Origin of the sequence: Citrobacter sp. CK180 (assembly GCF_030333655.1) — a bacterium.
GTDB classification, from domain to species: domain Bacteria; phylum Pseudomonadota; class Gammaproteobacteria; order Enterobacterales; family Enterobacteriaceae; genus Citrobacter_B; species Citrobacter_B koseri.
The window spans coordinates 26,559-41,514 of sequence record NZ_JAOWFM010000048.1 but is presented as its reverse complement, the minus strand read 5'-3'; the positions used below and the strand labels follow the sequence as shown (position 1 = coordinate 41,514).

Below are 14,956 nucleotides of genomic sequence, written 5' to 3'. Positions count from 1 at the left end.
AGAATTTACCAGACCGGCATTTCATCTTGCAGGAACGGGTTATGCAGCCGCTCATGGCCAAGCGTCGACATCGGCCCATGACCCGAAATAAACGTCACATCATCGCCCAACGGCAATAATTTACGCTTGATCGAATCAATCAGCTGAGCGTGATCGCCACGCGGGAAATCGCTGCGCCCAACGCCGCCTTTGAAGATCACGTCACCGGAAATCAGTAGCCGTGAAGACTCATCAAAGAAGACGATATGGCCCGGCGTATGCCCAGGACAATGCAACACCTGTAAAGTCACATTCCCTACGCTAATACGATCTCCCTCATTCAGCCAACGGTCAGGCGTCAGCGGCTGACACTCTTCCAGACCAAACATGCGACTTTGCGCCGGTAAACCCTGTAGCCAGAACTCATCTTCTTTTTCCGGGCCGATCACTGGTACGCCATAATGCTTCGCCAGTTCCGCCGCCGCGCCAACATGATCGAGATGACCGTGCGTAAGCAGGATCTGCATCAACGTCACGCCGCTGGCGTCCACTTCCTGTTTGATGGTCTGTGCGTCGCCGCCGGGATCGACCAGCGCGGCCAGACGGGTTTGCTCACACCAGATCAATGAACAGTTCTGGGAGAATGCGGTGACCGGAATAATACGATAGTTCATACTGCTCCTGTTTCGTTAAGTCTGCGGATCACCAGTGCCGTGCCGGCCCGGTGTCAATATGCACAAAGTTACTGCGTGGGTAGTATCCTACACCACCTGCGCGCATAGATAACGCAGCTTTGCGAATATTACTTAATGAAACGCCTTCAATATGGAAATCCATCGCCTGCCCTTTCGTGTGGTAGCTTTTTTTCGCCACTCCACGACTGTGCGCACGCAGTTCGTTATTGGTATCCAGTGAGCGGTAACCCGAGATGAGCTGTACGGGCTTACGGGTGCCTAAAAGGCCTTGCAGGCGGAAGAGCTGGTCGAACAATCCTGGGTCAATGGCTTTCACTTTATTCGCGCGAAAATCACGGAAAAAATGGTTTAGTTTTGCTAATTCATCCTGAATATAGGCTCTTCCGTCGAAAAACTCCGCTTTAATTGACTCTCCAGTATGGAGGTTGTTCAGTGTCAAAATACGCGGACGTGGGGTGGAGAGTGTGGCAAATGCTGGCGTAGGCAAGATGGCGGCGCCGAGAGCAACGCCACCAAACGCCAGCAACTTGCGGCGATTAGCGTCAAATTTGTCCATGATAATCAGGTCTACAGGTAAATGTTTTCGTTAATATGCACTTCTGGCGCACGAGGGGCACCTTAACTGGCAAAAAAGCCGACGTCAAGGTGGCCCATCCCCAGCAACGGCGGGGCTTGCAGCGAATCAGCCCTGCCGATGACCAATATTACGACAACAGATTTATCAGAACTTCTTCATTTACCTGATTAATTGTTCTGCTTTTGACACAATTTGTGCGCTGGATCGCGCAGTCAGATCATAATTGTAAATATCTGTACGATACTGAGTGCGTCCGTCTGCTCCCACAAACGCCGTCAGGTAATACAGATTCACCGGAATATTCTGGCGGATGTTGACGTACCGGGTATCACCTTGCTTCAGCGCATCCGAAATCCGCGTATCGTTCCAGCCTGCATCCTGAAGCAGCATATTTGCCAGCTCAGAGGCCTTATTCACACGCACGCAGCCGGAGCTGAGCGCTCGCGTATCTTTCTGGAACAGATTGTGATTCGGCGTATCGTGCAGATAAATCGCGTCTGAACTTGGCATATTAAATTTGTAACGCCCCAGCGAGTTGTGCGCGCCCGGCGCCTGCTGGAAGCGGAACGGCAGATTCGATGGCGTAATGGTCGACCAGTCCACCTGCCACGGGTTAATCGTCTCTTTGCTGTTCCAGCCGCGCATAACGGTATAACCGTGGCGTTCCAGATACCCTGGATCATTCCAGACTTTGGGCAGAATATCTTTTCGGGCCAGTGTTGGCGGCACATTCCAGGGCGGATTCACCACCACGTTATTAAGCGCGCTGCTCATCATTGGCGTTTTCCGATCGGGGCGGCCAACAATCACCCGGGAAGCCAACACCTGGTTGCCGTTCTGGTAATAAACCAGCGAATAGGCCGGAATATTGACCATAATGCCCGTTGATAATTCTCCTGGCAGTAAACGCAAACGCTGAATATTCAGCGCCAGTACCCCTGCACGTTGCGCAGGCGTCACATTCAGCCATTCGCGCGTCGCCGGGCCGACAGCGCCATCCGCCCCCAGCCCTTGCCAGGTCTGAAAACGTTTCACCGCATCAACAAGCTCACGATCATAAGCCGCACGGACTGCCGGAGCGGGTTGGCTACGCTGAGTGGATTGCCGGGCGACAGGTTTCACGGCGGCAGGCTCCACCGCGACGGCGGAAGGGCTGACAACCACATCAGCCGCCACGTCATCCCCCGGGAGCGCTATCTTAGGCCCGCCTTCCAGCATACCGGTGCGCTGTAAAATCTCACGCAGCGCAGGCACATCATTGCTCCACTGACCAGGACGCAACGTCGCGGTACTGGTCAACTGTGGCCAGGGGCGAGCGTCGCTAACCAGCTTTTTCAGTGAATCATGCAGCGCGGCGTATTGCGGATGCTGTGGCGCGAGGCTGGCGACAAACGTCGTCAGCTGACCGTTGTCCAGCGCAACCTGCCACTGGTTGATCACCGAAAGCGGCGGTGTTGCCAGCGCATAAGGTTTGTCGCTGTACAGCCAGCGCGTCCCTTTTACGGGAATATTGGCGATGAAATGGAGATAGCCCATCATGGCGTCGGATAAAACAGCATCTCGCGCCAGACCGGTGACTGACGGGTCGGTCAGCAGCGCGACCCAGGTGGTAAATTGCGGCTGGAACCCGGCGATGGCCACTTCCGCCAGCTGCTGCTGAAACGCTTTCACCGCATCGCGATTTTCCCACATTGGTTGCATATCGCGGGCGGCATACAGCAGTTCCAGTTGATTCAGATAAACCGGCGTATAACCAGAAGGAAGTTGCGATTGTAATTCAGCCCGGGCTTTCTCCGCAGAGATCCCCTCCGGCAGCGGCTGAATCCCCGCCATTACCGCTGTCGTAGGCGATTGCGCTTGCGGCTGTGACAACGCGGTAGGCTGTTCGCTGACGGTCGCTGAGCTGTCGCCAGGAATCATTTCAGGCTCATCGGCCTGCACACTGAACAGTGGAGCAAATGTTACGGCCAGGCATAAACTGATTGCCGACAGCCGACGACTACAAATTTTGTTAAGCAACATCCCTTGCCCCCTGTTTCTTTATCATACTTTGAATAGCCAGGTTGCCCGCTCACATTGGGTAAAAACCTGAAAACGCCAATACCTTCTTAAGTATGACGAGCAAGCCTGCTTACTCGTCAGGCTTACCTTCAGTATATAAACATCAAAAAGGTTTTGCCTAACCTAATGTAAAGAAGTTTAAAGAAAAAGCACCTGGTGTAAGGTGCTTTTCAGACTTCTATTGATCGATTTTATGATGAAAAAAGACGGCGCGAAGGCCGTCTTCATCTTACTTACCCGGCGGCCTGCGACGAGGCATCTTCGGTGCCAGTGCCAGGTAGGGTCTCCGGCAGTTGTGGGGCGAAGCCACGCAGTCCGACCACATGAACGTGTTCGGTATTGTGGAAAACCTTACGCACCAGCTTATAGGTAGTGCCTTTCTCAGGGCTGATGTTTTCCGGCGCCGCGATGATAAGCTGCATTTGCAGACGTTCGCACAGTTCGAACAGCGTCGCGATGGAACGCGCATCCAGACGCGCAGCCTCATCAAGGAACAGCAGGCGGCATGGGGAGATATCTTTTCCGCGCAAGCGGCGGCCTTCGTCTTCCCAGCTTTGTACTACCATCACCAGAATGGACATCCCGGTACCAATCGCTTCACCGGTAGACAGCGCGCCGGACTCCGCACGCAGCCAGCCGTCTGAACCACGGTTGACTTCGACTTCCATCTCCAGATAGTTACGGTAATCCAGCAGCTCCTCGCCAATGGTCTGCGGCGTACGCTGCCCCATATCAATCTGCGGATTCAGGCGCTGATACAGCTTCGCCAGCGCTTCAGAGAAGGTCAGGCGGTTGCTGTTAAACAGATCCTGATGCTGCTCATGCTGTTCGGAAAGAACATCCAGCAAGGTCGCATGTGTTTCCCGCACGTTAACGTTGAGACGCACGCTGTTCACCTGACCGAACGAGACGTTTTGCAGTCCCTGGTTCAGCATACGAATACGGTTTTGTTCGCGCTGAATCGTCTTACGAATAATGTTCGCCACGCTGCGCGAGCTGATCGCCAGCTTCTGTTCGCGGGAGGTCAGCTCTTCCGTCAGGCGACTCAACTCAATTTCCATCTGCTCGATGGCCTCAACCGGGTCATCGGTACGGATGATATCCTGGCGAATACGCTCCCGCAGATGCTGGTAAACCGCCACGAAGAACTGGATCTTACGTTCCGGTCGTTTTGGATCTTCCGACATACGTAATACATCACGCAGGTGTTCGTTATCCGCCACCGCCAGACGCAACGCGCCCAACGCCTTATCCGACATGGAGCGAAGTTCATCTGCCGACAGATAAGCCAACTCGCGACGATGCAGACGGCGCTCTACCCCGTTATCTTTCACCATCCGCATCACCGCGCACCACCCGGCTTTCGCGGTGACTACCTGCTCGCGCATTTCATGATAATCGCGTTCCAGTTTGCGCAGTCTGCGGGTCAGGTTATCCATCTCCGCTTCACAGAAGGTCAGCGCTTTTTCCAGCTGGTTACGACGTGAGCGGTTATTGCTCAGTTGCGTATGCAGTTCGTCACGGCGGATACGCGCGCGCTCTTCCGAACCGCTGTCGGCGCGCACGCCAATATCCTGTAATTCACGTTGCAGGTCGCCCAGCAGCTCTTTCTTGGTGTCATACGAGCTTTTCAGTGAGGCCAGAACCTGATTGTACTGGCTGAGTTGCGCGGCATGACCGCGTAACGCTTCACGGGCACGGGTACGCTCGGCTTCCGCCTGTTCCAGACGCTGGCGCAGTTTTTCGTTCAGATCGCTGTTGCCGCTCAGCATTTCAGCCGAGTCGGAATAGCTGAAGTGCGCCCGACGCTGTACGACCTCCGTCAGCGCAAAAGCCTGCTGACGCGCATCCCGCTGCGTTTGCTGGGAGTATGCGTAATCTTCTTTCAGTTGCTCAAACTGTTCGGGATCGTTTTGCAGAACCGAGACGATCGGCTCCAGTTTGGCTAACTGATTACCGTGTTGCTGTATAAAACGCGCCGCTTCCTGCGCATCATCCAGACGTTCCTGAATTTCATCCACGCGGTCAGCCAGCGTGTCGTCCGCCAGCAGGTTCAGGCGCGGCAGTAAGCGGTTCAGAGCGGAGACGCCCTCTTTCGCCTGTTCAAACTGAATACGCTGCTGCTGGTTGTCGTTTTCATGCGTAGCCAGCACGCGTTCCAGTTCAACGCGACGGCCATTCAATTGGCGAATTTCCGCTTCCGGGTCGGCCTCAAACGCGACCGCCAGATGGCTGCCGATAAAACGACTGAACGCCTGATGCAGACGCTGAGTTTTCTGCACGTCGAAGGACAACGTCGCAAAGCGTTCAGACAGCCCTTCGCGCTCAGCATGCAGACTTTCAATACGGTTTTCACGCGCGGCGCGACCAAAGATCGGCACCGTCGGGAAACGGGAATAACGCCACTGACGCTCGGCGGTTTTCACCACCACCGCGTTTTCCAGCTCATCAACGCTGAAGACGCTGTCATCGAACGACTGCGGGTCCCCTTCGATGAAATAGAGATCTTCCGGGCAATCCGTCAGCCCTTCAAGCTGTTCGGCGATCAGCGACAGATCCGGCACCACGATAGCATGACGGGACGGGCCGTACAGCGCGGAGAAGTACGGCGCGTCTTCGAAGCTGACGTCATCATAGATTTCCGACAGCAACACGCCGCCAAAACGCTCCGCCAGCGCGTTCAGACGCGAGTCTTCCGAGCCGCCCGGCTGGCTTAAGCGTTCAATCTCTTCGTCAACCGCGTTCTTACGCGCGCCAACTTCGTCACGCTCTACAATCGCTTCACGCTCGCGCTCCAGCAACTGTTGCAGATACTCGGTTACCTCCTGGCTGGAGGTAAACTCTTCGCCGCTCTGTTCGCACAGCTGATTCAGACTGTTTTGCGCCGCCAGCCAGATCGGGGCGCGCTGCATTAAGTGCTGAATGCGGGACTGGAGTTGCTCCTGCTCCTGACGCAGCGTCATACGCTGTTCATGGGCGTTAGAAACGCTATCCGACAGGGCGGCGATGCGGGCTTCCAGCTCCTGGTGCAGCGCTTCCAGCTCGTCAATGTCGAAATGTTTGCCCTGACGTTTACAGAATTCCGCCAGCAGGCGTTCAGCTTCCTGCTGTTCGCGCAAGCGCTGTTCCAGTTCACTCAGACGCATACGCAGTGGCTGAACCTGCTCCGCCAGGTGACGCTGTTCCACGCCTTCGCGCAGCAGGTCGCGCGCCACGCTCCAGGCTTCATTACGCGCCAGCGGGCCATTAATGGCGGCCACCAGCTGATATGCCTGTTCAAACTGACTGTGCGCGGTTTGCGCCACGCTCATTTTCTGTTCCAGCGAAAGCAGTTTTTCCGTTGCTTCCTGCTCTTTCGCCTGGAACGTTTCCAGCCATTCTGCGGCGCTGTCCGCCGTCAGGTCAGGCAGATGACAAAGCGCTTTGGCGCGGTCGAGCGCCTGGATCGCCTGGTTGTACTGAATCGCGCGCGTCTGCTGCACATCCAGCGCCTGCTGATAGTCCGCCAGTTGGCTTTTCAGTTCATCCACTTCCAGCTCGGCGGCTTCCGCACGGGCTTCGTTCTCTTCCTGCATGTCGGCGGCTTCGGCCACCACTTCATTTTGCTCTTCGAGACGAATTTGCAGCTCATCGAGATCCGCTTCATAGCGCTCGATCTTCTCCTGCTGACGCAGCGCGGTCTGCACCAGGTTCAGGTGGTCGCTGGCGGCCTGGTAATCCGCTTCCAGATCCCCTTCCGCACCGTTGTGCTCGCCCAGTTCACGCGCCATGTCGACGTGTTTGTACTGTTCCGCCGCCAGTTGCTTACGCGATGTGTACAGCTCGCGACGAAACTCCAGCGCTTTATCCAGATGAACCCGGCGTTCGTTGGCATGGCGCATGTAGTCCGCCGCCACGTAGTTAGTGGCTTCGCTAATCAAATGCTTGAACAGGTCACGATCCGACTGGGTTACGCGGATCGCTTCCAGCGTCATACGGTTTTCACGCAGCGCGGCTTCCATATCCTGGAACGCTTTACGCACGCCGCTATTTTCCGGCAGCAGGTAGTCACGCAGGGAACGGGTAATCGCGCTGGAGATCCCGCCGTACAGCGAGGCTTCAATCAGACGATAGAACTTGCTGCGATCGGACGCAGAACGCAGACGGCGGGCAATGATGCCCAGATCGAACATCAGTGAGTGATAATCGGTGATCGAGTTAAACTGCTTAAACTGCACGCCTTCCATCGCATCGAGCTTCTCTTTCAGCTCCGCGAGGGTCAACACGCGCGCCTGGCGCTCGTTCAGCGTTTCCGTCACCAGTTGCGTCGGCTGCACCGACATCGGCAAGCCCTGAATGGCAAACGGTTTGATATCAACTTTGCGATCGCGTCCGGCGACCTGCTGCAAACGTACGCCCACCACAACACGCTGATGGCGAGAATTGAGGACGTCGAGCATGGAATAACAGACGCCCGCTTTCAGCTTACCGTGCAGGCCTTTATCGCGCGATCCGCTGGTGGCCCCGGCTTCCGTGGTGTTACGGAAATGCAGTAAGGTTAAGTCCGGGATCAGCGCCGTGACGAACGCCGCCATCGTGGTGGATTTACCGGCGCCGTTCCCGCCGGACAGCGTGGTGACCAGCTCATCGAGGTCAAAGGTGCGGGCAAAAAAGCCGTTCCAGTTAATCAGCGTTAGTGAGCGAAATTTACCGCGTTCAATCATTATTCTTCCTCTCCACTGTCCGGCTGATTCTCTTCGGTCTCATCGTTGAGTTGCAGGTGATTTTCAACCGGCATGGCTTCCCCATCGCGGATTAAGCGACGCTGCGCTTCACGCGGATCGTCACCGGTACGCACATCCGCGCCAAAGCGGAACACCGATTCCGTGATGCGGAATTTGCTGCTGTCATGGCCCATAAACCACACCATCCCTAAGCGACGCAGACGGTTTAACGACGAGCGCACCTTCTCCTGTAGTTTCTGACGATCCACGTCAGACCCCGTTGAGCGGTTGTTGACCAGTTTCAGCAATTTGGCTTCGTCTGTCAGGGCGAGCAGCTCATCGTACAGTTCCTGCTGGGTAAAAATCCCCTCATTCGCCAACCGCTCCGGGCTGAGATAGAGATAGCAGAGGATTTTACCCACCATCATGTCCAGTTCAGACAAGACGGAGCGCGGGATAATCGTCGTGGAACGCGGGCGCAGGTAGAAAAAACCCTCCGGCGCGCGAATCAGTTCGACGTTATAGCGACTGTAAAACTCTTCCAGATACTCCTGGAAATCCATCAGGAAGGCATGATTATCCAGCTCATCCAGACCGATATGTCTGCCGGAGCGTAATGCGCTATCCAGCGCCGGAAATAACGGGTTTGCCAGCGCCTGCGCCAGCTTAACCGGCATCACTTGTTCAATATTTGTCAATGACATGCGCCTGTACCTTGGCTCCGTAATCATTAATCGGCTGCCATTTGGCTGGCAGTCCGGTGAAGTCTGCTTGCGCTACGCCAAGACGTACCGCCTGATCGATAACAATACGCGCCACGTCGAAGTGACGCGCTCGTGGGTATTGCGCCAGATATTCGCGCACTACCAGGCCGAGATCCAGTGGGGCTTGTCTGGATTTATAGATAGCCAGCTGTTCTTCGATGATCGCCGCCAGTTGTTCGCGGATCTCGTTAAATTCTTCATATTCCAGGTCCGGCGGCAGTTCGCCGGTCACCTCTTCATCGCGCAGCGCCATCTCTTCATCGCGCATATCCAGCAGACGATCGGCGTTGGCATAGGTCAGCGCCCACGGCTCATCAAAATAGCTCTGGATGGACTGGCGCAGTCGCTGGGCAAAGACGCGGTTTTTATCCATATCAATCGCGGTACGGATAAATTTGTGTACGTGTCGGTCATAGCCAATCCACAGGTCGATGGATTGCTGACCCCAGCTAATAATGCGGTCGAGTTTGCTTTGCAGATCGAACACCAGACGATCCACAAAATGCAGGTCGTCATGCGCCATCGTGGCGTCCTGGATGCGTAACAGATTGGCCTGCAATTTATCGCCAGCTGCTTCAAGCGTATCCTGCAACTCACGCAGCGTGCCGGATGTTTCAGAAAGCAGCAGTTCGCAACTCGAAATTGCCGCGCGCCAGTCTTTGTTCAGCAACTGCGCAATGTCGTCTTTTACCTGCTGCTGCTGCTCATCCATAATGCGCTGGGTCAGGTCGATGCTGTCGAAAATTTCCGCGACCGAATATTTCAGCGGCGCATAAACGTTACGATGCCAGTGAAACTCGTCGCCGCCCTCATCTGCCGCATCCGCCGCCCGCTTCAGTTCACCCGCGACAATGGATAGCTGCATGGAGAGGCGCAACGTGGAAAACTCACGCTGGCGGATGTAGTAATCGGTAATGCCAATCCCGAGCGGCGTCAGGCGATAAATAGCGTTGCCTTCCGCTTGCTCGCTGGTAAAGCGGTTCAGCAGACGTTGACGTACCATATCGTTGATCGCGTTGTTGGCGCGCACGCCGATGGTTTCGCTGGTTTGCTCAAACGCATCACTGACATGGCGGAACGCATCCACCAGTTCGCCTTCACTCATCTCCCCGTCCAGGCGCTCGCCGTTCAGCGTGGCTACCGCTAGCAGGAACGAAAGTCGGTCTACCGGCAGAGAGATGGAAAAGTCATTTTTTCTGGCCCAGGCAACCAGTTCGGGGACTGTCTGGGAAAATTCACTCATAAGTTATCCTTGCATCTGCGGTTTGCGCGCGGTGACATGAATGTAGCGGCCAAGGCTAATATACGGCTCCTGGCGGCAATAACGCGTTTCTAATTCAACTAACATCTCATAGCTGTCACGCTGTTGATGCTTCTCACGCAGATAATCATGAAATACGCGTACGCCGGTCTTACCGGTAATCTGCCAGCCAATATCTTCCAGCCACTGATAAACCTGCTCGGGTTTACGTGGATAGTCTGGCGAAAGCGTACGCTTTTTGCGTTTTGGCATCCCCACCTGCACATAGTCAAAGTTCCCTGCCACCATGTTATGCATCAACAGGCCGTTAGCATTGTAGAACATTAACGACAGTGCTCCGCCGGGGCGCAAAACTGACCAAAGCGTCTCTAACACGCCGACCGGTTCCGCCACCCACTCCAGCACAGCATGAAACAATATCAGATCAGCGGAGGTTTCCAAATGCGAAGCGACATCCTGAACGGCGCATTGTATAAAATGCATGTTTCCGCTCACACCTTTTGCTTCTGCCGCCTGCTGCGCACGCGCGATCATCTCGCCGGACAGATCGCACAATGTAACCTGATGCCCACGCTCCGCCATTTTGATGGCCGTTTGCCCCTCTCCGCCGCCAGCATCCAGGATGTGCAGTTTTCGCTCGCCGAATTCCGCCAGCAACCGATCAAGATCCTGCCACAGAATCGCCTGTCGCAGCTGTCCTTTGGTGGTTCCGTAGATGTTACGGGAAAACTTTTCAGCAATGTCATCAAAATTGCGGTCCCGCATCGGACTCTCCACAGGCTGGCTCAGGTGTGCTTTTAAAAAGAAGCTATTTTGTCATAGTCGCGGCGATATTTAACCTGTCTGGTGTAATATCCCTGCTGATCCCCTGCTGTATGGTCAAAAAAGGAACCAAAAAGGATGCTTTTTACTCTGAAGAAAGTGACTGGCGGTCTGTTGCTGCCGCTTCCCTTTATGCTGCTCATCATGGGCGTGGGGCTGGCGCTGGTATGGTTTAGCCGCTTTCAGAAAACCGGGAAGGCGTTTATCAGCCTGGGATGGCTGGCAATATTTCTGTTAAGCCTGCAACCTGTTGCTGACCGTTTACTCAAACCGATTGAAGACAGTTACCCCACCTGGCAGGGAACGCAAAAAGTAGACTATATCGTGGTGCTGGGCGGCGGCTACACCTGGAACCCCCAGTGGGCGCCCAGTTCAAATCTGATCAATAACAGCCTCCCACGTCTGAACGAAGGCGTACGCCTCTGGCTGGCCAATCCGGGATCGAAACTGATCTTTACGGGCACGGCGGCAAAAACTAATCGCGTGAGTACGGCAGAAGCGGGCGCAAGAGTGGCACAATCGCTGGGTGTGCCGCGCAGCGACATCATCACGCTGGATCAGCCAAAAGATACCGAAGAAGAGGCGGAAGCGGTGAAACAGGCCATCGGCGATTCCCCTTTCCTGCTGGTCACTTCCGCCTCCCACTTACCGCGCGCCATGATCTTCTTCCAGAATGTTGGGTTACATCCGCTGCCTGCGCCAGCCAATCAACTGGCGATAGATTCACCGTTAAATCCGTGGGAGCGAGCAATTCCCTCCCCGGTATGGTTGATGCATAGCGATCGCGCCGGTTATGAAACGCTGGGGCGCATCTGGCAGTGGCTGAAAGGCGCGTCAGGCGAGCCAGGGCAGCAGTGATTTTGTCGCGAGGTCAAAGTTGGAGCGGCTAAAACGCCCGGTATTGACCAGCTGCGCGACTTCGTCCCATAACACATAAAGCCAACGCCGCCAGATAAACGATTCCGCCACTGGCGCGTGTTGCAGATAATGCCAGAGCAACCCTTCCGCCAGCGCATTGTCCATCAGCCGGAACAGTTCATACTCTCGTGGCGCCCACAGCATAACGCCAGGCCCCACCATCGCCAGAAGCTGATCGCTGCGGGCATCTTTCAACATACTGCGCAGGCTAAAATTGCCGTGGATGAGCACGCAATTATCATTAAATCCTTCAAACAGCGCAGGCAGGCACTCCCGGGTACGAAACAGAATGCGTTTATCCTGCATGGTTAACCCGGTGTTGTTGAACTGGTTTAACGTCGTCCATAGCACTTCAACACGCTGGCGATACCAGGACGGCCAGATATTTTCCTGCGTATGATCCACCGCGCCCACGCAACCCCGGCTGTCCTGTCGATGCCAGGCTAACAAACCTTCTACAATCTGATCCTTCAATTGCTCCCAGCGCTCAGGCGTGCGGGCGGGCGCTTCCACAGAGACGCCACGCAGACGCTCCAGCAGCAGGACATCAGGCCCGGGGTGTTCCTCATGCGTCATCACGCCATAGACAACCGGCATGCGTACCGTGCCGCTACGCGCCAGCATGGTCGTTTTCCATGCCAGTTGCTGCGCCACGCCAGGGGTCGTAAAACTTCTCGCCATTAGCGGCATCGGGTTTCCCTGACTGTCGTACAGCGACCACAAGGCCGTATCCGCCTTTTCACTCACGCACTCTATACGGCTGAGTTTTTCGCCCAGCAGATGACTCAGTTCGGCTCGCAGCTGTTCCATTTCAGATTGCCCTCATAAACGCCACTGCTTTTATAATGAGCGCCGTATGGACAGATGTCACCCGGATGAGATCAATTGATGAAAAGAAAAATGAAGGGAAAATCGTAACGATACGACACTCCTCCCATTTGTGAGAGGAGTGCGATAGCGGATATCAGCGCATTTCGGCGCGAACGCGCTCAAGATCTTCGGCTGTATCAACGCCCGTTCCCGGGACTTCTTTGGCGACGGCAACATGGATTTTTTCGCCATACCACAGCACACGAAGCTGCTCCAGCATCTCAATATGCTCAAGCGGGCTGGGCTGCCAGTTCACGTAGCGGCGAATAAACCCGGCGCGATAGCCGTAAATTCCCAGATGGCGCAGGAACGTGTCGCCCACGGTCTCAAGGCTTTTCGCAAAACGATCGCGATCCCAGGGGATCGTCGCACGCGAGAAATAAAGCGCATAGCCTTCAGCGTCCAGCACAACTTTCACTGCATTAGGATTAAAGGCTTCTTCAGCACCGTGAATCGGCGCCGCCAGCGTCGCCATACCAACCTGGCGCTGCGCCAGGTTTTCCGCCACCTGACGAATAATCACCGCCGGGATCATCGGCTCATCACCCTGCACGTTCACAATAACGGTATCGTCGCTAAAACCGCATTTTTCAACGACTTCCGCCAGACGCTCCGTCCCGGACTGATGGTCAGCGCGCGTCATGCAGACTTCCCCACCCGCCGCTTCTACCGCGCGAGCGACATCTTCATGGTCCGTCGCGACAATAATGCGTTCAGCGCCAGATTCGCGCGCGCGTTCCAGAACATGCACGATCATCGGTTTGCCGTTGATATCCAGTAAAGGCTTACCGGGCAGACGCGTGGACGAAAAACGAGCGGGAATAATGACCACAAAACTCATGATTTACTCTCATCAGCAGTAATGGAACGCGCTTCCGTTTCCAGCAATACCGGAATGCCATCGCGCAATGGGAAAGCCAGGTTATCCAGTTTGCAAATCAGTTCTTGTTTTTCCTGGTTATACCAGAGTTTGCCGTTGCATACCGGGCAGGCAATGATTTCAAGTAGACGATGATCCATAGTTCCTCCAGATGGACCGGATTGTGAATCCATCAATATTAACATAATCGTTTATGAGACCGCGTCTATTTCCCAGCCATGACGATTTTCTGCAAACAAGGCGGATGGACAGTTCCCTAGCGTGACGCGGCTGGCCTGTTGCCAGCGAGCGAACGCATTAATCGCCTGTAACAACCCTTTTTGCAGCGTCGGGCCCGGTTTAACCCCCTCCTGCAACCAGAGCGAGATGACTTCCAGCACGCCCGTTTTGCGATGCATTTTGGCATCCATACGCCCAACCAACTGCCCCCGATGCAGCAGCGGCAAAACAAAATAGCCGTACTGGCGTTTAGGCGCCGGGGTATAGCACTCCAGGCGGTAGCTAAAATCGAACAACTGCTCTGCCCGTTTCCGGTCCCAGACGACGGGATCAAAAGGGGATAAAACCGCGCTATGCGTAGCGGTGAGCTTATTGTTCAGCGCCTGCTCCAGTAGCGGCAACAGATCGGCGTGTAGCCACATTGCCCCCAGCCTGTCGGCCTGAACGGGAACCAGTTGCCCTTGTTCAACGCGGATATCACGCCACGTTTTCACTTCAGGTCGCCGCAGGCGATAGTAATCCGCCAGCCACTGCTCGCGAAAAATCCCCAGACTGCGCGCGCTATTATCCAGCATGGCGATTTCTGCTTCTGCCTGCGACAGTAAATCGCGTTTATCGTCCCAGTGCGGCATCACGCGTTGCGTCAGGTCATACACGCGCTGAAAGTTGCGCCGTTCTACAACCATGACTTTCCCGGCAGTGAACAATCCTTCAAGATGGCGCTTATGCGGCTTCCATTCCCACCATCCACTGGCGCCTTTGCGTGGATGCGCAAAATCCGCTGAGCGCACAGGGCCGTTATGGTGAATATGCTGGATCAACTGCGCGATCTCATCGGCATGTTCCTGCATCCACGATGCTTTGTACTTCCAGCCCATCTTCTCAGGCGCCAGCATACGGTGACGAATTAGCGTAAAGTCGCTACGCGGTAAGAAACAGGCCTCATGCGCCCAGTATTCCATGAGTTCGCCACGCGACAACGAGTCGTCCAGCCACTGTTGCGGGTAGTGGCCCAGACGGCTAAACAGCACCAGATAGGGGCTGCGCGCCACAACGTTGATCGTATCGATTTGCAATAAAGACATGCGCGAAATCGTCGCGAGAATATCCGCAGGCAATGCCTGACGGCGGGGCTTTTTCAGCAAACCTTGCGCAGCAAGATGGAGATGACGAACATCCGTAAGAGAGAGATGCGGCAACGACATGT

At 55.2% G+C, this 14,956-nt stretch carries 12 protein-coding genes; 1 reads left to right on the top strand and 11 read right to left on the bottom strand.

All coding sequences use genetic code 11. The features are described 5' to 3' along the window. Window positions 1-5 precede the first annotated feature (5 nt). From OGV50_RS11230 to cmoM, 7 genes are all read right to left on the bottom strand, one after another. Window positions 6-653, bottom strand: a complete 648-nt coding sequence (locus OGV50_RS11230) for an MBL fold metallo-hydrolase (protein WP_012132997.1) — start codon at window positions 651-653, stop codon at window positions 6-8. A gap of 28 nt (window positions 654-681) precedes the next feature. Beyond that, window positions 682-1,230: a peptidoglycan L,D-endopeptidase MepK gene (gene mepK / locus OGV50_RS11225; RefSeq protein ID WP_012132998.1), complete on the bottom strand. Its 549-nt coding sequence runs from the start codon at window positions 1,228-1,230 to the stop codon at window positions 682-684. 180 nt (window positions 1,231-1,410) lie between these two features. After that, complete coding sequence (ldtD, locus tag OGV50_RS11220; RefSeq protein ID WP_200092390.1) at window positions 1,411-3,273, bottom strand: L,D-transpeptidase; 1,863 nt, start codon at window positions 3,271-3,273, stop codon at window positions 1,411-1,413. A gap of 272 nt (window positions 3,274-3,545) precedes the next feature. Beyond that, entirely contained in the window at window positions 3,546-8,015 is a 4,470-nt protein-coding gene (mukB, locus tag OGV50_RS11215) for a chromosome partition protein MukB (RefSeq protein WP_286488541.1), read from the bottom strand. Then, the gene (gene mukE / locus OGV50_RS11210; protein WP_024130476.1) at window positions 8,015-8,719 is read right to left on the bottom strand and encodes a chromosome partition protein MukE; all 705 of its coding nucleotides are present in this window, start codon (window positions 8,717-8,719) and stop codon (window positions 8,015-8,017) included. The genes mukB and mukE overlap by 1 nt, the downstream gene beginning before the upstream one ends. Further along, a complete protein-coding gene (mukF, locus tag OGV50_RS11205) occupies window positions 8,700-10,022 on the bottom strand; it encodes a chromosome partition protein MukF (protein ID WP_058668967.1) in 1,323 nt (440 codons plus the stop codon). The genes mukE and mukF overlap by 20 nt, the downstream gene beginning before the upstream one ends. 3 nt (window positions 10,023-10,025) lie before the next feature. Beyond that, window positions 10,026-10,805: a tRNA uridine 5-oxyacetic acid(34) methyltransferase CmoM gene (gene cmoM / locus OGV50_RS11200; protein WP_200092387.1), complete on the bottom strand. Its 780-nt coding sequence runs from the start codon at window positions 10,803-10,805 to the stop codon at window positions 10,026-10,028. 135 nt (window positions 10,806-10,940) lie between these two features. On the opposite strand from cmoM, the gene elyC reads away from it, so the two are divergent. Beyond that, the gene (gene elyC, locus OGV50_RS11195) at window positions 10,941-11,720 is read left to right on the top strand and encodes an envelope biogenesis factor ElyC (protein WP_286488540.1); all 780 of its coding nucleotides are present in this window, start codon (window positions 10,941-10,943) and stop codon (window positions 11,718-11,720) included. On the opposite strand, the gene OGV50_RS11190 is transcribed toward elyC, so the two are convergent. From OGV50_RS11190 to OGV50_RS11175, 4 genes are all read right to left on the bottom strand, one after another. Further along, entirely contained in the window at window positions 11,697-12,590 is an 894-nt protein-coding gene (locus OGV50_RS11190; protein WP_012133006.1) for a YcbJ family phosphotransferase, read from the bottom strand. The two genes, elyC and OGV50_RS11190, sit on opposite strands and share 24 nt — an antisense overlap. A 154-nt stretch (window positions 12,591-12,744) precedes the next feature. Further along, the gene (gene kdsB, locus OGV50_RS11185) at window positions 12,745-13,491 is read right to left on the bottom strand and encodes a 3-deoxy-manno-octulosonate cytidylyltransferase (protein ID WP_012133008.1); all 747 of its coding nucleotides are present in this window, start codon (window positions 13,489-13,491) and stop codon (window positions 12,745-12,747) included. After that, window positions 13,488-13,670 (bottom strand): protein YcaR, encoded by a 183-nt coding sequence (ycaR, locus tag OGV50_RS11180; protein WP_012133009.1) that lies wholly within the window; start codon window positions 13,668-13,670, stop codon window positions 13,488-13,490. The genes kdsB and ycaR overlap by 4 nt, the downstream gene beginning before the upstream one ends. Before the next feature lie 51 nt (window positions 13,671-13,721). Then, window positions 13,722-14,954: a winged helix-turn-helix domain-containing protein gene (locus tag OGV50_RS11175; RefSeq protein ID WP_200028589.1), complete on the bottom strand. Its 1,233-nt coding sequence runs from the start codon at window positions 14,952-14,954 to the stop codon at window positions 13,722-13,724. Window positions 14,955-14,956 lie beyond the last annotated feature (2 nt).